This window comes from Rhizobium sp. AN80A (assembly GCF_030053015.1).
Classification (GTDB): Bacteria; Pseudomonadota; Alphaproteobacteria; order Rhizobiales; family Rhizobiaceae; genus Rhizobium; species Rhizobium metallidurans.
The window spans coordinates 2903824-2925603 of the sequence record NZ_JASJPX010000003.1; the positions used below are offsets into that span (position 1 = coordinate 2903824).

A 21780-nucleotide genomic window follows, 5' to 3' on the forward strand; every position below is an offset into this window, starting at 1 on the left:
GTTTTCGTGCGAATTTAGCCGGCACGTCGTCAATTTTGCAAAAAAATGATCCGGATGTGGTTTTTCTCGACAGAACTTTGATCACGCCCGAATGAAGAGTTGTTGACAGTCGCGCGGCAAAAAGACGATCAACTGAGGATCGGAACCCGGATCGGAAAAACATGTCGCAGGATGCAGCAGGCACCGTCATCGTCATATCGAGCCATGTCGTTCGTGGGTCGGTCGGCAATCGGGCGGCGGTCTTCGCGCTCGAGACGCTCGGCCATCAGGTGTGGGCGCTTCCGACCATCGTTCTGCCCTGGCATCCGGGTCATGGTCGTTCGACGCGGCTCACATTCGCCGAGGCGGATTTCGATGCGGCTATCGACGATCTCATTCGGGCGCCGTGGATCGGCGAGGTCAAGGCCGTGCTGTCGGGCTATTTTGGCAATGCCGCGCAGGCGCGCTCCGTCGCCCGGCTGATCGCGGCGCTCAGGGAGCGCAATCCCGATCTGTTTTACGTTTGCGACCCCGTCATGGGCGACTTGGGCGGCCTCTACGTTCCCGAGGCGACCGCCGAGGCGATCCGCGACCATCTTATCCCGCTGGCATCGCTGGCGACCCCCAATCGCTATGAGCTCGCCTGGTTGTCCGGCGCGCCGCTGGAGAGCAACAGCGAGATCATGGAGGCGGCGCTCGCCCTTGGTCCCGCGCGCATGCTGGTGACCTCGGCAGTGCCGATGATGGCAGGTGGAACGGGGAACCTCTATCTTTCCGGCCGCCACGCGCTGCTTGCCGAACACCGGTTGATCGACAATCCGCCAAACGGCCTGGGCGATCTTCTCGCCGCGCTTTTCCTGTCGCGGCTTCAGTCTGGCATGGAAGACGAAAAGGCGCTGCAGCTGGCGACGGCCAGCGTTTACGAGGTGCTGGCTCGGGCGGTGAAGCGCGGTAGCGACGAGCTGACGCTCGCAAACGACGCCTCCAGCCTGTCGACGCCGATGGCGATGGTGCAGATGCGGCACCTGATGCACCCTGCGCAGCGGCGAAAGCGCTAGCAGTTGCGCCGTTAACGCATTTGGCGCTGCGATATTGATCTTGCATCGCTCACGCTGTAATCGAAGATCATGCAGCGTTTTCCAGACACACTTCTCGACGGCTATCGCAACTTCATGAGCGGGCGCTATGCCGATGCCCGCGATCGGTACAAGACGCTGGCGGAACACGGGCAGAGCCCGAGCACGCTGGTCATCGCCTGTTCGGATTCACGCGCGGCGCCGGAGCTGATCTTCGATTCCGGTCCCGGCGAGCTGTTCGTCGTGCGCAACGTCGCCAACATGGTGCCGCCGTACGAGCCGGACAGCAATTTCCATGCGACCTCGGCGGCGCTCGAGTTCGCGGTGCTGGCCTTGAAGGTCGCCAATATCGTCGTCATGGGCCATGGCCGTTGCGGCGGTATCCGAGCAGCGCTCGATCCGGATGCCGAACCGTTGTCGCCGGGCGACTTCATCGGACGCTGGATGTCGCTGGTGCGGCCGGCGGCCGAGCAGATCCAGAGCAATGATGTAATGACGCCGGGCGAACGCCAGACGGCGCTGGAGCGCGTGTCGATCCGCAACTCGATCGACAATCTCCGGACCTTTCCGGAGATCAAGGCGCGCGAGGAAGCCGGCGAGATCCAGCTGCATGGCGCTTGGTTCGATATTTCGACCGGCGAACTGTGGGTCATGGACGCGGAGACGCGCGACTTCATTCGCCCCGATGTCTGATACCATCATCGGGCACAGATAAAAGGCGCCGCGGTTTCCCGCAGCGCCTTCTCATTTTCATCTTTTCGAAATCAGTTCGCGTCGATCTGCTTGCCGATGTAGGCGATCGCCTGCTGATAAACCGTCGCGGCGTTCCAACCGTCGATGGCGACGAAGTTCGGCTCGCCCGGCTGATAGCCGGCGCCCGGGGTCCAGCCCTTGCCCCTCAGGAAGTTCGCGGTCGAGGCAAGCGCGTCGGCGCGTGAGCCGACCATGTCGACCTTGCCATCGCCATCGCCATCGGCACCATAGAGAACCACGTTGCGGGGCAGGAACTGGGTCTGGCCGATTTCGCCATGGGCGGCGCCACGGGCCTGAGGGCTGAGGAAGCCTTCGCTCACGAGCTGCAGGGCAGCATAAAGCTGGTCGGTGAAATAGGCGCTGCGGCGGCAGTCGAAAGCGAGCGTGGATACCGCCGACAGGGTGTGCTGGTTGCCCATGTAGCTACCGAAACCGGTTTCCATGCCCCAGATGGCGATCAGTGGACCGGCCGGAACGCCATACTTGCGCTCGATGGAGGCAAAGAGCGCCGCGTTGGCGCGCTTCATGCCTTTGCCGCGCGAGATGATGGCCTGGCCACCGCGCTTCTGCATGAAGGCGTCAAAGGACAGCTTGAAGCTCTTCTGGCCGCGGTCGGCGGCGATGGTCGGTCTGTTGTAGACGACGTTGGCGAAGGCCTTGTCGAGAACGGAGCGGCTGACGCCACTGGCCGCTGCTTGCTGCTTGAAGGCGACCACCCACTGTTCGAATCCCGCGCTGGTGTCACTGCACTGTGGTGCCGCTTGAGCCATCGCCGGAACTGCCTGGAACATGGCGAGCATTGCCGCCGCTGCCAGCAAAAGTCTTGTCTTACGCATCGAATACCCCGATCTCGATCAGCCTAGCCTTAACCGGGCTGCGGCCCGTTATCGGCGATATTGTCATGACCATCCGCCTGAAAAGCGCGGGAAGCCGTTTGGCATCCCGCGCTCCGAATAAGCCTTAACTTAAGTAACGGGCTTAACAAGACATGGTTAATAAAATATTCAAGCAGCCTGCCTGCGCGGCTTCACAAGTCCGCGATTGACCAGCAGTTCGGCGATCTGGATCGCGTTCAATGCCGCGCCCTTGCGCAGATTGTCGGAAACCACCCACATGTTGAGGCCGTTCTCCACCGTCGCATCCTCGCGGATGCGCGAGATGTAGGTCGCGTCCTCGCCGGCGGATTCGTAAGGCGTGATGTAGCCGCCGTTCTCGTGCTTGTCGATGACCTGGCAACCCGGCGCGTCGCGCAGGATATCGCGGGCCTGATCGGCGGTGATTTCCTTCTCGAACTCGATGTTGACCGATTCCGAGTGGCCGATGAAGACGGGGACGCGCACGGCCGTGCAGGTCACCTTGATCTTCGGGTCGAGCATCTTCTTGGTTTCGGCCAGAACCTTCCACTCTTCCTTCGTGTAACCGTCTTCCATGAAGCTGTCGATGTGCGGGATGACGTTGAAGGCGATGCGCTTGGTGAACTTCTTGTTCTCGATCGGATCGGCGACGAAGACGGCGCGTGTCTGGTTGAAGAGTTCGTCCATGCCGTCCTTGCCCGCGCCGGAAACGGACTGGTAGGTCGAGACGACGACGCGCTTGATCGTGGCGGCGTCGTGAAGCGGCTTCAGCGCGACGACCAGCTGCGCGGTCGAGCAATTCGGATTGGCGATGATGTTGCGCTTGGTGAACTGCTCGATTGCATCAGGGTTCACTTCGGGAACGACCAGCGGAACGTCCTGATCGTAGCGCCATGCGGAGGAGTTGTCGATCACGACGCAGCCCTGCGCGCCGATCTTCGGCGACCACTTCTTCGATACCTCGCCGCCAGCCGACATCAGGCAGATATCGGTGTCGGAAAAATCGTAGTTTTCGAGGTTCATGACCTTGAGGGTCTTGTCGCCATAGGAAACCTCGAGACCCTGCGAGCGCGCGGAGGCGAGCGCTACGACTTCGTCTGCGGGAAAACCGCGTTCGGAAAGAATGTTGAGCATCTCCCGGCCGACATTTCCGGTGGCTCCCGCAACTGCAACTTTAAAACCCATTTCAAGCTCTCTTTCTCATCTCTCCTCTTGTTCGGTGAGGGGAAAGCGCGCAACGATTGCGGCTTCCTGTCCCCAGCCGAGCCGGGGAGAGAGCGGCAGGCCAGAGACGTCAGACGGTTTTCGTCGTCGTTTTGGCCTTGGTTTTGGAAGAAACCGGAAAAATCATAACCACCCCGGCAACTCGTGCCCGGTCACTGCGTGCGGCAATGGCGTGTTCCTGGAGAACCATGGATATTCCTTTTCCACCGCTGCTCATAAAAGGTTTTCCACAGGAGTCAAGGTTTTTGCGCAAGGCCGCGCCGCCGCGCATGGCGCCGAAGCGGCCTTGAGGTGTTACTTCCTGTTCATGCCACGGGAGCGATCGGCACGCACGGAAACCGCCTGCAATCCCCCGGTCTGCGGTGCCCTGACCTTGCCGGACGCGGCGCGAGCGAGCTTGCGCTTGTTTTCCAGATGATAGGCGTAGACGAACTGGATAACGAGGCCGAGAGCCACGAAGATCGGGCCAATGACCTTGTCGCCATTGCTGATGTAAAGCAGCACCTGACCGACCATCGCCAGGATCGTGCCGGCGACGAAAATGTTCAGCGAATGGCGGCCGAAGATGACCAGCGGATTGCTTTCCGGACGGCGCAGCAGACTGGAGAGCGCGTCGATGTTGAGCACCAGATAGCTAAGCGCCAGCACGTGCAACAGGCGGGGCAAGGACAGGAAGGTCTTGTCGAAACCGGTAATGACGGTCGGAAGGCCGAGCGACGCCAGCGTGTTGCCGATACCCCAAAGCTGACCGACGACCCACACGAAGGACAGACCGACATAACCGGCAGCCAGAGCCATGAGCAGCGGGTGGCGCGGCAGCTTGCCGCCACGGCGCACATGCATCATGCCGACGATGCCGATGGTGAAGAGGAACTGCCAGGACAGCGGATTGAGGAACCAGTAGCCCTCGATCAGCGTGTTGCGCGGCGCGATCTCGAAGATGCCGGAGAGCAGCCAGACCGAGCCCGATACCCCCAAGGCGAGCAGCGGGCTCTTGGCTTCCAGCAGCAGAATGATGGGCACCATGAGCATCAAGGCTCCATACATCGGCAAGATGTTGTTATAGCCGATCTGGTGGCCCAGCAGCATCAGGGAGGGAATGCCTGCTTGCGGATTGGTGAGAACCGCGAGGATGTTGATCTGGCAGAGAAGCCCCGGGCGATGAAACAGCCAGGCACCCGCGAGGAAGAGCGCGAGCGTCATGAACGTGGTGATCATGTGGGCGAGATAGAGCGTGAAGGCGCGCTTCGTCGATTGCTTAGCGGTTTCGAACCAGGCGCCGATCTTGAAGCGCGAGCCGTACGCGATACCCACGGCGATGCCCGAGATCAGCACGAAGGCTTCGGCGGCGTCCGAAAAGCCGTAATTCTTGGTGGTCAGATATTCGAAAATCTGGCCGGGCACATGATTGATGAAGATCGTGATCAACGCGAGACCGCGCAGAACGTCCAATCGCGTGTCTCGTTTCGATGGCGCCGCGGTCGCAATCCTGCGCTCCGCACCGAACGTATTTTCGGGCGTCGTTACCATTGACCTCTCCATGCTTCCATTTGCAAACGCAGTTGAGGCCAAAAGGTTTCCCTTTTGGCCTCAACGAATCGCCGGATGGTTTGCAGGAAAAGTGCGGTTATCCGACCGGATATCCCTCGTCGGGATCGGTGACTTGACGTCCGTTGATGGTCAGATCGTACCCCCGCGGATGGGACGATTTTGAGACCGAAATGAGGTATTTGGCCCCAGCGTGCTCGATTTCCGCGGAGAAGCCTTCCCATGTTGTCGGGAGCGAGGGCTTCACATGGATACGGCCGTTCTTGAGCCGGATTCCAAGAATGCCCTCGACCGCCGCGCGATAGAGCCAGCCGGCGGAACCGGTGTACCAGGTCCAGCCACCGCGACCGGTCAAGTCGCCGTCGCCATAGACGTCGGCGGCGATGACATAGGGTTCCACGCGGTAGTGCTCGGCCGAAGCCGGGTCCCTGGAGTGGCTGATCGGGTTCAGGAGGTCGAAGCAACGCAGCGCGTCATCGCCACGGTTGAGTTCGGCCAGCGCCATGACCACCCAGGTGGCCGCATGGGTGTACTGGCCGCCGTTTTCGCGAACGCCGGGCGGATAGGCCTTGATGTAGCCGGGATCCTTGGCCGAGTTGGCGAAGGGCGGCGTGAACAGGCGGATGATGCGTGCATCCATGTCCACCAGCTTCGAGAGCACCGAGTCCATCGCCTTGGCGGCATGGGCCGGATCGCCCTCCCCTGACAGCACGCTCCAGGACTGCGCGATCGAATCGATCTGGCATTCCAGGCTTTCCTTCGAGCCGAGCAGGCTGCCGTCGTCGAAGGTGCCGCGGCGATAATGGGCGCCATCCCAGCCAGCGCTTTCAAGCGCCGCCTTGAGTTCGGCCAGATGCTTGCTCCAGCGCTCGACGCGGGCCGTGTCGCCACGTTCGGCGGCGAAGGTGCTGAAGGAGCGGAGCGCGCCGGCGAGGAACCAGCCGAGCCAGACGCTCGTGCCCTTGCCGCCGATGCCGACGCGGTTCATGCCGTCGTTCCAGTCGCCGCCGAGGAACAGCGGCATGCCGTTCGCTCCCTTGCGGGCGATGGCGAGGTCGAGCGCGATCGCGGCATGCTCGTATATGCTCACCTTGTCCTCGGATATTTCCGGGCGGTAGAAGGAATCGTGCTGACCCTGCAGAAGCGCCGGACCCTCGATGAAGGAGAGCTCATCGTCGAGAACGCTCTTGTCGCCGGTCACCGTGCAATAGTGATGGATGGCGTAGGCCAGCCAGACCACGTCGTCGGAGATCAGCGTGCGCACGCCGGCACCGGTTCCCGGCAGCCACCAATGCTGGACATCGCCTTCCCGGAACTGACGCGAGGCGGCGTTGACGATCTGCTTGCGGGCGATCGATGGCTCGTGCAGCACGAAAGCCAAAGTATCCTGCAGCTGGTCGCGGAAGCCGAAGGCGCCGCTGGCCTGATAGAAGGCGGTGCGTGCCATGATGCGGCAGCCGAGGCTCTGGTAGGGGAGCCAGGTGTTGATCAGGGTGTTCATGCCCTGGTCGGGGGTCGAGATCTGGAGCTTGCCGGTGAAGGCGTGCCAGAAATCCCGATTTGCCTGTACCGTACCGTCGAAGGACGACTTGCGGATATCCGTTATCAGCGCGCGGGCTTCCTCCTTCGTCGCGGTATCGCCGAGATAAAGGATGACATCTCGCTCCTCCCCAGCGGCGAGATCGATGTCGATCGCAAGAGCCGCCGCCGGATCGCCGTCCAGATCGATATTGCTCGACAGAACGGTAGCCGGATTCAAAGCCATCGGAGCCTTGATGCTGCCCGGCTTGCCAATGAACTCGCGGCGGCTTGCCGTGTAGCCCGACAATGTTTCGCTGGCAGCGAAGAACGCCACGCGCGAGGAGTAGTCGATGCTGTAGTTGTTGCTCGCAAACAGGGCGCCGGTCTCGGCGTCGTGCTCGGAGAGAATGAACGGCGCCGTCTTCTGCGGGTTGTTGCCGAGCACCCACTCGACATAGCCGTAGAGACGAAGCTTGCGCTGGGTGCCGCCGTTGTTGCGCAGACGCAACCGCTGGAGCTTCACCGGACGTTCGCGATCGACCGTCTGGGTCAGTTCCAGCGCCACGTCGTTCTGGACGCTGGAGAAGACCGAGTAGCCGAGGCCGTGCCGGGCCTCGAACTGGATGTCCTGGCGATCGGACAAAGCGGCGAAGGGTGTCATGACGGCGCCGCTGTCGCGATCCATCACATAGATCGCCTCGCCCGGCCGGTTGATGACCGCGTCATTGGTCCACGGGGTCAGCTGGTAGTCACGCGAATTGGTGCTCCAGGTGAAGCCCGCGCCTTCGGCCGCGACGTGGAAACCAAATTTCTCGTTGGAGATTACGTTGATCCACGGCTGCGGGGTGGCGTGGCCGCCCGGGATGCGGACGACATACTCGCGACCATCGCCGGAGAAGCCGCCGATGCCGTTCCAGAAGTTCAGATCGCCGTGCTCTTCGATAACCAGTGCCGGGACCGAAGCCCTGGCGGCTGGTACCGTGCGCTTGGCCCGCGACCGGGCGGCGTTGGCCTTCTCGAGTTCCAGCTGCTCTTCCTTGGTCGGCGCGAACAACGCCACGGCACGATTGATCTGATCGATGATCTTGCCGTTCTTGGCATGGAAGGTGACGCGGGATGCCGAAATCAGCGCATGGTAGGTCGATTCCTCCATCAGGTCCTTGCGGACCGTGAAGATGTGCTGGCGCAGCCCGTCGGCCTGGCCGAGACGACGGACGTTCTCTGCCATCTGGTCGACGGCGTGCTGCATGTCCTGTGCATAGGAGGAAGCGCGCTCGTTCATGATCACCAGATCGGCGGTGACGCCGCGCGAGCGCAGGTATTCCTGTGCCAGCAGCGCCTCCTTGGCGATGTCGAGGTCCATGTCGTCGTTGATGCGCAGCGTGAAGATCGGGAAATCGCCCGAAATCGCCAGCGGCCAGAGCGAGGACTGCGACTGCATGCCCGCCTGAACCGCGGCCGTATCCGCGCGCAGATACATGTCCGGGTAGACGAGGTGGCGGCCGAGATGCTGGAAGGCGGACGCCTGTTGCGAGGTGACGCCGACGTGGCGCATCTGCACCTGCGTGCGTGTCCAGGCCTGGACGAGTTCGTGATTGAAGGAATCGGCGTGGCGGTAGCGATCGACCGCCTGGTCCACCTCGTTGCGCGATGGTGCCGCGATGGTCCAGAAAATCACACTGACCTTCTTGCCGGCGGGAACACGGACGGTGCGGCGCAGCGACAGCACCGGATCGAGCGTGAAACCATCGGTGCCCGACAGCGTGGCGCCCTGGTCGAAGGCGGCAGCGTTTGCAAGGCTGCGGCCGCGTCCGAGGAACTTCCGGCGGTCGGTTTCGAACTCGGTGGGGCGCGTCGTGCCGGCGTTGTCGACGATCAGATGCGCGACCGCGATATTCGGTTCGTTGCCGTCGCGCTTGTTACGCTCGACGCGAATGACGTCGCCGCGCTTGCCGATCTCCGTCTTCACGAACATGCGGGCAAAAGCCGGATGGGCGTTGTCGGTGTCGTCGGTGGTCAGTACCGGCTCGAGATAGGAGGTCACTTCGATGAAGCGATCTTCCGTGCCGGTGTTGAGCAGCGTCAGGCGCCGGCCTTCGGCATCGTGCTCGGTGGCGACGATGACCTCGACTTCGCTGGTGAGCTCGCCGACGGTCTTGGTGAATTCCGCCTTTTCATCGGCGAAGAGAACCTTGACTTGCTCGCCTTCGATGCTCTTCGGTTCCGCCGTCGCCGACCACCATTCGTTGGTGGCGGTGTCGCGCAGGAAGATGAAGGTGCCCCAGCGATCCTCGGTCGGATCGGGCTTCCAGCGTGAAACGGACTGGCCGTTCCAGCGCGAGTAACCGGCGCCGGTTGCGGTCAGCATCATCGAGTAGTGGCCATTCGACAGGAAGACCAGTTCGCGATCGCGCGCCGCCGGATCGTAGATCTTGCGGATTTCCGGACGCAACAGGTCGTCCTGGATGCTGGCAGGCGTGTCGGACTCGTGCTTGCCGCTCATCACTGGAATGTCGCGCGGTGCCTTTTCCTGCAGCATCAGCTCGGCCGCTTCGATGACGGGATCGGAGTGGAAGAGTTCGCGCAGATGGCCGTTGAAAGCGACGTTGGCGACGGCCGCGATCGACATGCCGTGGTGGTGGGCATAGTAGTTGTAGACCACCGCGCAGGTCTTGCCCTCGGGCACGCGGGTCGGTGTGAAGTCCACGGCATCGTGGAAGCCGTATTTTCCAAGCGCGCCGAGCTTGCGCAGGCGTTCGAGGTTCTCGATCGCCGCCGGCGGGTTGTACTGGCTGGCGAGGATCGAGGCGTAAGGGGCGATGACGGCGTTGTGGCCGAGGCCACGCTTCAGGCCGAGCGTGGGAACGCCGAAGTTCGTGTACTGGTAGTTGAGGTTATGGTCGCGGGCGTTGAAGGCCGCTTCCGAGATGCCCCACGGAATGCCCAGCTTGCGGGCGTAGTTCATCTGCTCGACCACGACCAGATTGTTGGTCTGGTTGAGGATGCCGCCGCCACGCTCCTGCATGACGAGGGGCGGCATCAGATATTCGAACATCGAGCCGGACCAGGAGACCAGCGCGCCGCGCGAGCCGACAGGCACGACCTGGCGGCCGAGGCGGTACCAGTGTTCGGTCGGCAGATCGCCCTTGGCGATGCCGAAGAGACTGGTCAGGCGGCATTCGGAGGCGAGAAGGTCGTAGCAGGCCTGATCGAGCTCGCCGCTTTCGACGCGGTAGCCGATCGACAGAAGGCGACGCTCCGGGCGGAAGAGGAAGCCGAAGTCCATCGAGAATGCCAGATCGCGGGCCTTGTCGCGCAGTGCGATCAGGCGCGGGCGGAGCGCGTCGATGTTGGCGAGGTCGAAGGTGCTGTCGGAGATATGGGCTTCGCAGACCTTGACCAGCGCCTCGGCCCATTGGGTGACCTCGGCGCTAAGTGCCGACTTCACCTCGTGATCGAGGTTGGCGGCGAGCTTCTGGATATCGCGGGCAAGAACCGAGAGGTTGATGATGCGGATCGACGCGAATTCGTGCTCGCGCTTGACGGCGGCGAGCGCGTTCTGGAAGCCGATGATGCGCTCTTCCAGGCGGCGGCGCAGCGGACGCACGGTCTTGCGATCATCCGGCAGGTCGGCCAGCACTTCGGCCAGGATACCGGCCGTATCGCCGACGCCGTCGAGGCTGCCCTGCATGTGCGCGGACGGGGCTTCGGCCCAGTTGCGGCAGGCCGACGAGATCGCGATCAGGTGACCGGCGAGGTTGCCGCTGTCGACAGCCGAGACATAGCGCGGCCCAAGCGTTTCCAGCGTATCGGTGTGATACCAGTTGAACAGGTGACCGCGGAACTTCTCCATCTTGTCGATGGTGGCGATCGTCTGCTCCAGACGCTCGATGGTTTCCTCGAAGGAGAACCAGCCGAACTGGCGGCCCGACACCACGGACAAGAGATAGACGCCGATATTGGTCGGAGACGTGCGGGTCGCGACGATGACGTGCGGTGTTTCCTGGACGTTGTCAGGCGGCAGATAGTTCTGTTCGGCCGTCGTGAAAGTGTCGAAATAGCGCCAGGTGCGACGCGCGATCTTGCGCAGGTCGTTGGAGACGGATTCGGCCACTTCGAGGCGATCTTCGGTTTCCGCCGACTGGCTCACATAGTAGGCGACCAGCGGAGAGAGGATCCAGAGGGCAACGAAAGGAATGCCGACGAGATAGGCCTGGTCGCCGGAAAGGACGGCGAAGGCGAGGCCGAGCAGCGCCAGTACCGGCGCATGCCACATGGCCTTGTAGTAGGACCAGATCGTGCCCTGCTTGCCGGCCTGGACGCTTGCCGCGGTTTTCCACTGCAGCATCAGCTTGTGGCTGACGAAGAGGCGGTAGAGGGAGCGACCGATGGCGTCCGCCATCATGCAGGCGCCGTCGGCGATGAAGACGATGCGGAGCGCAACCTGCGCATTGGCGGCGCGGATGTCTGACCAGACGGTATAAAGGTGGGCGCGGGCGACGATATCGCTGGTGCGCGGGATGATGCCGTTGATGAGCGACAGCGTCGGTGCGACGAACAGGCAGAAGATCAGCACGATCTGCCAGATCAGGGCGCCGAGCGGGTTCATGAAGTACCAGCCGAGCACGGAGGCGAAGAACCAGGCGATCGGGGTCAGCGAGCGGCGCAGGTTGTCGAACATCTTCCAGCGGCCGAGCGCGGTGACACCGTGCTTGGTGCTGAACATGTAGGGCAGAAGCTGCCAGTCGCCACGCGCCCAGCGATGCTGGCGCGAGGTTTCGACTTCGTAGCGGGTCGGGAAGTCCTCGACGAGTTCAAGGTCGGTGACGAGCGCGCAGCGCGCCATCGAACCTTCAAGCAGGTCGTGGCTGAGAACCGAGTTTTCCTCGATGCGTCCCTTCAGGGCCGCTTCGAAGGCGTCGACGTGATAGAGGCCCTTGCCGGTGAAGGTGCCCTCGCCCGCCAGATCCTGATAGACATCGGAGACGGTGAAGACATAGGGGTCCAGACCGCGGTTGATCGAGAAGACGCGCTGGAAGACAGAGGCGTCCTTGCCCGTGGTCAGGGATGGCGTCACGCGAGGCTGCAAGACGCCGTAGCCGCTTTCGACGCGGCCGGTCTCGGGGTTGATCACCGGGCGGTTGGTCGGGTGATAGAGCTTGCCGACGAGCTTGGTCACGGCGTCGCGCATCAGGCGCGTATCGGCGTCGAGCGTCATCACGTATTGCACGTTTTCAGGCACGATATTGGCGCCCGGCAGATAGGTCGTGTCGCGGTCGCCGCGCAGGAGCAGGTTCAGCTCGTGCAGCTTGCCGCGCTTGCGCTCCCAGCCCATCCATGCGCCTTCCGACGGATTGTAGAGGCGGCGGCGGTGCAGCAGGTAGAAGCGGGTCTTGCCGTCATAGGCGTAGCGAGCGGAGAGGTTGGCGACTTCGCGGCGTGCGTAGTCGAGAACTTCGAGATCGGCCGCCGTCTCCTCGACCTGGCTGTCCGGCCAGTCGCTCAGCAGCGCGAAGTAGATTTCGCCCCGCGGGTTGGCAAGATAGTGAACCTCGATGTTGCGGACGAGTTCATCGACGCTGTCGCGGTTCGAGATCAGGCAGGGAACGACCAGAAGCGTGCGTGCGTCCTCGGGAATGCCCTCCTTGAACTCGTAGCCGACGAGGCGCGCCGGCGTGACGAAGAAGGAGAGCACGGTGTTGAAGAGACCCGTCGCGCCTTCCGATGCCGGCAGCGAGAACATGATCAGCAGCAGGATGATCGCGATCGGCGCCATGCCGGCGCTCGCCATGAACTGGCCGACGACGACCATCGCGAGAATGGTCAGGAGCAGCACCGGTACGGCGATCGACAGCCAGTTGAACCGGCGGACGGCGCGAACGAAGTGCTGCACCAGCGTCGGGTTGTAAACCGCTCTCGCTTCCAGCTTCGGGCGCTGCGCGCCGGCCAGGAAGCTGCCGACATTGGGTTCGTGCGGCTCGTCCTCGCCCGATTCCTTCGCCTCGGCCGTCATGTCGAGCGCGAGCTGCGCGATCTCCATTTCGGTCATGGTGGAGCGCTTGGCGAGCTTTTCGATCTGCTTGCGATACTTGTTGCGCGAGCCGGAATCGAGAAGGCCGTAGTCGGAATTGTCCCAGAGCAGCTTGTCGACGTGGCTGACCTGCTCGACCCAGACGGACCATTCGGTGTCGTCGATCTCGCGCAGACTGCGAATGATGTTGCCCATCGTGACGTTGCCGGAGGAGAGACGGCTGTGCTCGGCCATCGTCGTCGCTTCGGTGTCACGACCGAGCGCCTCAAGGCGCTCATCCAGCCAGGTGATGGCAAGGCTCGAGGTCTGCGAGCCGTCGCGCATGCGGTAGAGGAACTGCGTCGAGAAGGTGTTGTCCTCGGCAAGCGGCTCAAGCGTCTTCAGATACTCGGTGGCTTTTGCCGGGTCGGTCAGGCGCACCAATTCGTCGGCGGCTTCGTTGGCGCGGCGGCGCATGCGGCGGCTGCGCTCGACGCGGATCGAGATGCGGCGCAGGTTTTCGACCAGAACGTAGCGCACCAGCGAAGGCAGCGCCCAGAGCTCGCCGATCCGCAATGTCTCGTGTTCCTGGAAACCGTCGACCAGCGCCGTCAGGCTTTCCTGCGAAATGGTGCTATGGGTGTGGGCCACATAGAGCCAGGCCAGCGCCAGCGTGCGCGGGATCTTTGTGCCGTTCACGTCGATTGTCGGCAATTCGCGGTAGAAGCGCTTGGGGAAGTCGCGGCGGACTTCCTGGATCGCTTCCTCGACGATGTAGTGGTTGTCCAGAAGCCACTCGGCGGCCGGGGTAATCGTCTCGCCGGCCTCCACGTCCGCCGCTGTCGTGCGGTAGACGCGCAGGATTTCCTTTTCGTTCTCCTTATGCCGGGCGAAGAAGTCGAAGGGTGCGAAAGCGACCAGCGAGCTGACACCTGACGTGGCTGCTGATGCACCCATCGCCCTGATGTCTTCGATCGACATATAGGTCGCGCGGATCGAGTCGTTGTGATCGATCTGCTTGGTTTCGGACTCGCGGGACAGGCTCGGAGACGTGGGGGAAATAGACATGGGTTCGGTTCTGGATCCAAACAAAGTTATGGTCGTTAGGGTTTGCCTTGTGCACTGCCAAATATGACTGCCGCATGAACAGTACCGGTCTTTTGCGGCCACATTGAAAACATTGGCAGTTGCAATCGAACGGCAATGCGAATCGATTTAGATATGATCTTGCGACCAGCCGGGCAAAGAGGTGAGCGCGATTGAACGACGCCTCCCCGCCAAGCCAATCGGGAAAGTTGGACACTATTGCGACAATTCAAGTCAAGAGGTTTCGGCAAGTGGTAAACGCACGAAAAATCCGGCGCCTTTGGGACGCCGGATTTCACTGATTATGCGGGATTTAGACGCGGCGCATGAGCCGCGCGACAAGCGATACAACAAACAGCACCAGGAATATGAAGAACAGTACCTGGGCAATCGATGCTGACGCGCCTGCAATGCCGCCAAAACCCAGAACGCCGGCGATCAGGGCCACAACAAGAAATACGAGTGCGTAGTAAAGCATTGCCATCTCCTTAGTCGTTGCTGACCAGATAACGGTGGCGTGCCTCTTTGGTTCCGTGCCCGATGAAAAAGGGTTTGTTTTCGGTACGCTAGCTGATGACGCCGCAAACCAAGGCTGCGAGAAAGGTGAACGCGGCTACAACCAGCGCCGCATTGGCTACCCGATGCAGACGACTGCGCGTCGTTGCCGGCTTCCTGGAGCGAGCGGAACGATAGTGGTCCGCGTGAGTATGGGACATACCCAAGTCTGCCATGTGTTGCCTCCGCCTGTTTCGGCTCTTCTTGTGAGCTCAGTTTCTTATATAGTCTATCTAGATGGTAGAGATAAAATTCCACCATATCGGTCTTGCTGAGAAAATCCGTCTTGGCGCCAGCGGCCTAACAGATGGTGTGCCAGGCCCAGATCAGGGAGCGCTCGACCGCGGTGTCCTTGCGGGGGCTCTTCTTCTTCGCGACGATCTTTCGATCGCGCTTCGCCGCCTTGAACAGCGGACGCGTCCGCTTTGCAGCCTTGGCTGGAGGTGCGAAGTAACCCATGGTCATGCCGCCGAGAAAGAACATCTTCATCTCCATGATCACGAAAGCTAACAGCCATTAACGCAATCATGACAGAAGCAAGGCAGCTGTCAATAGTCTAGTCGATTGGTCGTGTTTTAACGGACCGTTATTCTTAACGGCCCGCCGATTGCTAAAAATTTCAATTACTTGAAAAGACTGGGCTTCAAGCTTTGACGAAGCCTTTGCTCGCGACCATCAAACTTTTCGTGTAGTCCTCGCGAACTTCGGCCTTGGCGAGCTCATCGGCCGTCAGGCGCTCGACGACCTCGCCGCCGCGCATCACGGCGAGGTTTTCGCACATGTGGGTGATGACGCCGAGGTCGTGGCTGACCATGACGAAGGTCAATTTCCGATCGCGCCTGACCTGCTCGAGCAGGTTCAGCACTTCGGCCTGCACAGAGGCGTCCAGCGCCGATGTCGGCTCGTCGAGCAGCAAGATCGATGGCTCGACGATCAGGGCGCGGGCAATGGCGACGCGCTGGCGTTGACCGCCGGAAAGCTGATGCGGATAGCGGAAACGGAAGCCGTTGCCGAGACCGACCTCGTCGAGCGCGCGAGCGATGCGCGTGTCGCTGTCCGAGATGCCATGGATCGCCAGCGGCTCGAGCAGCAGCCGGTCGATGGTCTGGCGCGGATGCAGCGAACCGTAGGGGTCCTGGAACACCATCTGGACCTTGCGATAGAAGGCCTTGCTTCGCCTGGAGCCGGAGAGCTGTTCGCCGTGTATCCTGATCGTTCCGTCCTTGACGGGCGCGAGGCCGGCGACGGCGCGAAGAAGCGTGGATTTTCCGGAGCCGGATTCACCGACGAGACCGAAGGACTGGCCTTCGGCGATCTCGACGCTGACATCCTTCAGCGCGTGGAAATGGTCGTAGATGACGGTAACATTGTAGATGGAAAGGGCTGCTGTCATGCGAACCACTCCGGCTTGCGGTCCAGCACCGGCAGCGGATGCCTGTTTTCGCCGATCTGCGGCATGCAATTCAAAAGTCCTTGCGTATAGGGATGCCGGGCGTTCTTCAGCTCGGAGGCCTTCAGTTCCTCGACGACCTTGCCGGCATACATGACGATGACGCGGTCGCAGAAGGAGGAGACGAGGCGCAGGTCGTGCGACACGAAGATCAGGCCCATGCCGCGCTCGGAAACCAGGCGGTCCATGATCCTGAGAACGTCGAGCTGCACCGTCACGTCGAGAGCCGAGGTCGGCTCGTCGGCGATGAGCAGTTCGGGATCGGCGATCAGCATCATGGCGATCATGGCGCGCTGACCCATGCCGCCCGATACTTCATGCGGATAAAGATCGAAGACGCGCTTCGGCTCGCGGATCTGCACGGCCTCCAGCATGGCGATCGCGCGGTCTCGCGCTTCGCCCTTGCCGATCTTTTCGTGCGTTCTGAGCGTCTCGCAGATCTGCCGGCCGATGGTCATGACCGGATCGAGCGAATATTTCGGATCCTGCAGCACCATGGCGATCCGCTTGCCGCGCAGTTGCCGGCGCTGCTTGGCCGATGCCGACAGGAGGTCGATGCCGTTGAAGTCTAGTGTATCGGCCGTGACGATACCGTGCGGCGGCGTCAGTCCCATGATGGCGCGGCCGGTCTGCGACTTGCCGGAGCCGGATTCCCCGACGATGCCGAGGCGTTCCTTGCCGAGCGTGAAGGAAACACCGCGCACGGCTTCGATGACGCCGGTGCGGGTGGGGTAGCTGACCTTGAGGTTCTTGACGGTGAGGAGCGTGCTCATTGGCCGCTCTCCTTCGGGTCCAGCGCATCACGCAGACCGTCGCCAAGCAGGTTGAAGCCGAGGCTGACGACGAGGATGGCGATGCCCGGCATGGCGGCGACCCACCATTGGTCGAGGATGAAGCGGCGGCCCGAGGCGATCATCGCGCCCCATTCCGGCAGCGGCGGCTGAGCGCCGAGGCCGAGGAAGCCGAGGCCGGCTGCCGTCAGGATGATGCCCGCCATGTCGAGCGTGACGCGCACGATCAGCGAGGAGATGCAGAGCGGCATGACATGGCGCACGACGATGCGCAGCGGCGACGCGCCCATCAGCTTCACCGCCGAGATATAGTCGGAGCGCCGCACCGTCAGGGTCTCGGCGCGCGCGATACGGGCGTATGGCGGCCAGGAGGTGATGGCGATGGCGATGATGGCGTTCTGGATGCCCGGGCCGAGTGCTGCCACGAAGGCGAGCGCCAGGACGAGCTTCGGGAAGGCGAGGAAGATGTCGGTGATGCGCATCAGGACGGCATCGACCCAGCCGCCGGCATAGCCTGATACCGTGCCGACCAGGAGGCCGATCGGCGCGGAGATGACGGCGACGAGGACGACGACCATCAGCGTCAGGCGGGAGCCGTAGATCAGGCGCGAGTAGATGTCGCGGCCCTGGTCGTCGGTACCGAGAAGATAGCCCTCCGTGCCGGGCGGCAGAAGCCGGGCGTTTCGGAGGTCACCGACGACGGGCGAGTGCGTGGCCAGAACATCGGCAAAGGCCGCCATCAGCAGCAGCGCGATGATAATGAAGAGACCAACAACCGCAAGGCGGTTGGCGGTAAACTGCCGCCAGGTGACGTAGGCGCGGCCGAGACGGGCCTGCGTGCGTGATTGCGGCCGGTCGGAGAGCAGCCATTCGCGGCGGGTCATCGGTCTGGTGATGTTTGCTTGCATGCTCATCGGGTCCGGGTCCTGGGATCGAGGGTCCGATAAAGAAGATCAGACAAGAGGTTGATGCCGATGAAGACGGTGCCGATGACGATCGTGCCGCCAAGCACGGCGTTCATATCGGCATTCTGCAGCGAATTGGTGATGTAGAGGCCGATGCCGGGCCAGGAGAAGACGGTCTCGGTCAGGACCGAGCCCTCGAGCAGTCCGGCATAGGAGAGCGCGATGACGGTAACGAGCGGGACCGCGGCGTTGCGCAGCGCATGGCCCCAGATCACCCGTGTTTCCGACAGGCCCTTGGCGCGCGCGGCCACGACATATTCCTGGCTGAGTTCGTTCAGCATGAAGCTGCGTGTCATGCGGCTGATATAGGCGAGCGAGAAATAGCCGAGCAGCGAGGCCGGCAGGACGATGCGGCGGAATACGTCGTAGAAGACATCCCACTGCCGCTGAATGGCGCTGTCGAGCAGGTAGAAGCCGGTGATTGGTGTGAAGGTGTATTCGTAGACGATGTCGATGCGGCCGGGGAAGGCGACCCAGCGCAGCTTGGCGTAGAAAATCACCAGCGAGATCAGCGCCAGCCAGAAGATCGGTACGGAATAGCCGATGAGGCCGATGACGCGAACGATCTGGTCGGCGAAACTTCCACGTCGAACGGCGGCAAGAACGCCGAGCGGCACACCGATCACCGAGCCGATGATGGTGCCGAGCGTGGCGAGTTCGATCGTCGCCGGGAAGACGCGCTTGATATCGACCATGACGGGATTGGTTGTCAGCACCGAGGTGCCGAAATCGCCGGCGAGGATGCCTTTGATGTAGATGTAGAACTGCTGGTAGATCGGCAGGTCGAAGCCCATTTCTCGCCGCACGCGCTCAACCACATGGGCGGGAGCGCGGTCGCCGAGAATGGCGAGCACCGGATCGATTGGCACGACGCGGCCGATGAAGAAGGTGACGGCCAGAAGGCCGAGATAGGTGGTGACGGCGGCGACCAGAAAACGGCCCACAGCCTTCGCAACAGGAAGAGCACGGCCGGGTTTCGGCCGTGCTTCCGTCTTTGTTTCGACGATACTCAATCTATCAATCCTGTCGGATCATTCCTTGCCGATCATGCCGACAAAGTTGGTGTCGAAGCTCGGGCCGAGCTTGAAGTTGGTCAAGCCCTTGCGATAGCCCGCGACTTCGGTCTGCTGGAAGATGAAGACGAACGGGCTGTTGGCCAGGTACTTCTTCTGGATGTCCTGATACATCGCCGCACGCTTGGCGCTGTCGCGCTCGAGCAGGGCAGCCTTGGCTTCCTTGTCCAGTTCCGGCGATTCCCAGGTGTTGCGCCAGGCGAGCGTCTTCACGGTGCCGGCGTCGGAATTGTCAGGGTTGCTGGTGAAGGTGTCGGCGTTGGAGTTCGGATCGAAGTAGTCCGAACCCCACTGCCCGATGTAGATGTCGTGCGTGCGGGCGCGGAACTTGGTCAGCGTCTGCTTGCCGTCACCGGGGATGATTTCCATCTTGATGCCGGCCTGCGCCACCGACTGCTGGATCGATTCGGCGATGCCGGTCACGGGCTGCGTGTTGCGCACGTCGATCGTCACCGAGAAGCCGTCCTTCAGGCCTGCCTTGGCGAGCAGTTCCTTGGCCTTGGCAACGTCGAACTTGTAGGGGTTCTCATCGAGCGCGCCGAGCTGGCCGGTCGGCAGGAAGGTCTGGTGGATCGTGCCGATGCCCTTGATCAGCGTCGCGCCGATCGCATCGTAGTCGACCAGGTACTTGAAGGCTTCCTGGACTTCCGGCTTCTTCAGGTTCTCGTTCTTGGAGTTGAGGCTGATGAAGTAAACGGTGCCCTTCGGCGCGCTTTCGTTGGCGAGATCGGCGTTCTTGGCGACGGCTTCGAGGTCGCCCGGCTCCAGGTTGCGGGCGATGTCGATGTCACCGGCCTCGAGCGCCAGGCGCTGAGCCGAGCTTTCCTTCATGAAGCGATAGATGACGCGGGCGAGCTTGGCCTTCTCGCCGTAGTAATTGTCGTTGCGCTCGAGCACGACCACTTCGTTGGCGCGCCATTCGCGCAGCTTGAAGGCGCCGGAGCCGGCGTAACCGGTCTTTAGCCACTCGTTGCCGAAATCGTTGTCGTACTTGTAGTCGGCGGACGGCGTGACCGGCTTGACGTGATCGAGAACCAGCTTCTTGTCGACGACGGAAGCAACCGTTGCCGTGAGGCAATTCAGGACGAAGCTCGGCGCATAGGGCTTGTCGACGGTGAAGGTGAAGGTGTTCTCGTCGGTCGCCTTGGCCTTTTCGGTGACGTTGTCACCATTGATGCCGAACTGGGTGAGGATGAAGGCGGGGCTCTTGTCGAGCTTGACGGCGCGTTCGAAGGACCATGCGACGTCTTCGGCGGTGATCGGGTTGCCGGAGGCGAACTTCATACCGGGCTTCAGCTTGAACGTGTAGGTCAGGCCGTCATCCGAAACCGTCCAGCTTTCCGCGAGGTCGCCCTTGACCTTGGACGTATCGGCCATGTCGAGGCGCACGAGCAGGCTGTAGGTGTTGCTGGTCATCTCGGCGGTCGAGAGTTCGAAGGCTTCGCCCGGATCCATGGTGATGATGTCGTCGATCGCGAAGCCCTGGACGAGGGTGTCCTTCGGGGTCTCGGCGAAGGCGGCGGGCGCGGCCATCATCAGGAGGGAGAGTGCGGCGCCGGCCGAAAGCGCACGGACGTTGCGGCCAAGTCTGGTCATCATCATAGTCTTGTTCCCCTTGCTCATATTTTTGAATTCAATCAGGCATGTCAGCAGTGTCAGGCAGCCTCTTCTCCCCATGCCGAAGACAGAATCCGAAGCCAGTTTTCGCTGGCCATTTTTTTCAAATCCTCGCCACCATATCCAGCGCGCTGAAGCGCATCAATCAGCTTCTGGTTGCCGGCGGCGTCGCCGATTTCGTCCGGTATGGTTGCGCCGTCGAAGTCCGATCCGAGCGCCACGCAATCGATGCCAATGCGCTCGACGAGGTAGTCGATGTGGCGAACCATGTCGCTGAGCGGCGTGTCGCCGTCTGATCGCGCATCGTCGCGCAGCATGGCGGTCGCGTAGTTGAGGCCGACGAGGCCGCGGCTTTCCTTGATCGCATCAAGCTGCCTGTCGGTCAGGTTGCGGGCGACCGGTGTCAGCGCATGGACGTTCGAGTGGCTGGCGACCAGCGGCTGGTCGGTCGTCTCCGCCACATCCCAGAAGCCCTTTTCGGTGATGTGGGCGAGATCGATCATGATGCCCAGGCGGTTGCATTCGCGAACCAGCTCGAAGCCGGCGTCGGTCAGGCCGAGGCCGGTATCCGGCGACATGGGGAAAGCGAACGGCACGCCGTGGCCGAAGATGTTGTGCCGGCTCCAGACCGGGCCGAGCGAGCGCAGGCCGGCCGCGTAGAAGACTTCCAGCGCGGCCAGATCCGACCCGATCGCTTCGCAACCTTCCATGTGCATGACGGCAGCGAAGACGCCATCGGCGATGGATTGGCGGATGTCCTTGACCGTGTGGCACAGACGCCAGGCGCCGGCGCGATCGAGACGAAGGGCGATCGCGGCCATTTCATTGGCGATCCGCAGCGATGGCAGGGGATCGAGGGGGGCCGCCAGCGGGGTGATGTAGTGTCCGTCCTTGTCGGGATCGGCGAAAACCAGATCGCCCGACGGAATGTAGATGGCGCAAAGGCCACCGGCGAGGCCGCCAGCCCTGGCGCGTGGCGCGTCGATGTGGCCGGTGTCGGTTCCGTTCGCAAACTCGGCGATGGGGTCGCCGCCCTCCCGCTCATGCGTCCAGAGGCGGAGAAGAACGTCGTTGTGGCCGTCGAATACGAGTTGCATGTCAGTTCCTGTGGGCCCTCATCCCAGAGCCGGGGCGGGCGAAGCGAAGCGCGCAGAATAGAAAAGCTGGCGGAATACGCCACCCCTTTTTTGAGATTATTTTTGAGCAGCAACCCATGGTTAGGTGTCGCACGGCGGTCTTGGCGGGGCTTGCCAAAAACACCGAGAATGACACCGTGGC

General features: G+C 62.2%; 15 protein-coding genes. 2 read left to right on the forward strand and 13 right to left on the reverse strand.

The window, feature by feature from the left end:
- The first annotated feature begins 161 nt into the window (after positions 1–161).
- Both pdxY and P3R82_RS25985 read left to right on the forward strand, forming a co-directional pair.
- Entirely contained in the window at positions 162–1037 is an 876-nt protein-coding gene (gene pdxY / locus P3R82_RS25980) for a pyridoxal kinase PdxY (RefSeq protein ID WP_283195866.1), read from the forward strand.
- A 69-nt stretch (positions 1038–1106) separates the two neighbouring features.
- Entirely contained in the window at positions 1107–1748 is a 642-nt protein-coding gene (locus P3R82_RS25985) for a carbonic anhydrase (protein ID WP_183900036.1), read from the forward strand.
- Between the two features lie 71 nt (positions 1749–1819).
- Here P3R82_RS25985 and P3R82_RS25990 read toward each other — a convergent pair whose 3' ends face one another.
- The 13 genes from P3R82_RS25990 to P3R82_RS26050 form a co-directional block, all read right to left on the reverse strand.
- Positions 1820–2644, reverse strand: a complete 825-nt coding sequence (locus P3R82_RS25990; protein ID WP_283195867.1) for a lytic transglycosylase domain-containing protein — start codon at positions 2642–2644, stop codon at positions 1820–1822.
- Positions 2645–2812: 168 nt separating this feature from the next.
- Positions 2813–3847, reverse strand: coding sequence for an aspartate-semialdehyde dehydrogenase (locus P3R82_RS25995; RefSeq protein ID WP_183900033.1), 1035 nt, complete (start codon positions 3845–3847; stop codon positions 2813–2815).
- A gap of 109 nt (positions 3848–3956) precedes the next feature.
- Entirely contained in the window at positions 3957–4157 is a 201-nt protein-coding gene (locus P3R82_RS26000) for a hypothetical protein (protein WP_183900030.1), read from the reverse strand.
- Between the two features lie 23 nt (positions 4158–4180).
- Positions 4181–5416: an OpgC domain-containing protein gene (gene opgC, locus P3R82_RS26005; RefSeq protein WP_349294080.1), complete on the reverse strand. Its 1236-nt coding sequence runs from the start codon at positions 5414–5416 to the stop codon at positions 4181–4183.
- Between the two features lie 97 nt (positions 5417–5513).
- Positions 5514–14033, reverse strand: a complete 8520-nt coding sequence (locus P3R82_RS26010) for a glucoamylase family protein (RefSeq protein ID WP_283195868.1) — start codon at positions 14031–14033, stop codon at positions 5514–5516.
- A gap of 331 nt (positions 14034–14364) precedes the next feature.
- Entirely contained in the window at positions 14365–14529 is a 165-nt protein-coding gene (locus tag P3R82_RS26015; RefSeq protein WP_018901089.1) for a DUF1328 domain-containing protein, read from the reverse strand.
- Positions 14530–14906: 377 nt separating this feature from the next.
- A complete protein-coding gene (locus tag P3R82_RS26020; RefSeq protein WP_183900028.1) occupies positions 14907–15089 on the reverse strand; it encodes a hypothetical protein in 183 nt (60 codons plus the stop codon).
- 160 nt (positions 15090–15249) lie between these two features.
- Positions 15250–15999 (reverse strand): ABC transporter ATP-binding protein, encoded by a 750-nt coding sequence (locus P3R82_RS26025; protein WP_283195869.1) that lies wholly within the window; start codon positions 15997–15999, stop codon positions 15250–15252.
- Positions 15996–16829: an ABC transporter ATP-binding protein gene (locus P3R82_RS26030; protein WP_283195870.1), complete on the reverse strand. Its 834-nt coding sequence runs from the start codon at positions 16827–16829 to the stop codon at positions 15996–15998. Before P3R82_RS26030 ends, P3R82_RS26025 begins: the two co-directional genes overlap by 4 nt.
- A complete protein-coding gene (locus P3R82_RS26035) occupies positions 16826–17761 on the reverse strand; it encodes an ABC transporter permease (RefSeq protein WP_183900025.1) in 936 nt (311 codons plus the stop codon). The genes P3R82_RS26030 and P3R82_RS26035 overlap by 4 nt, the downstream gene beginning before the upstream one ends.
- Positions 17758–18825: an ABC transporter permease gene (locus P3R82_RS26040; protein ID WP_183900024.1), complete on the reverse strand. Its 1068-nt coding sequence runs from the start codon at positions 18823–18825 to the stop codon at positions 17758–17760. Before P3R82_RS26040 ends, P3R82_RS26035 begins: the two co-directional genes overlap by 4 nt.
- 18 nt (positions 18826–18843) lie before the next feature.
- Positions 18844–20487, reverse strand: coding sequence for an ABC transporter substrate-binding protein (locus P3R82_RS26045; RefSeq protein ID WP_283195871.1), 1644 nt, complete (start codon positions 20485–20487; stop codon positions 18844–18846).
- 53 nt (positions 20488–20540) lie between these two features.
- Positions 20541–21599 (reverse strand): dipeptidase, encoded by a 1059-nt coding sequence (locus tag P3R82_RS26050; RefSeq protein WP_283195872.1) that lies wholly within the window; start codon positions 21597–21599, stop codon positions 20541–20543.
- Positions 21600–21780 lie beyond the last annotated feature (181 nt).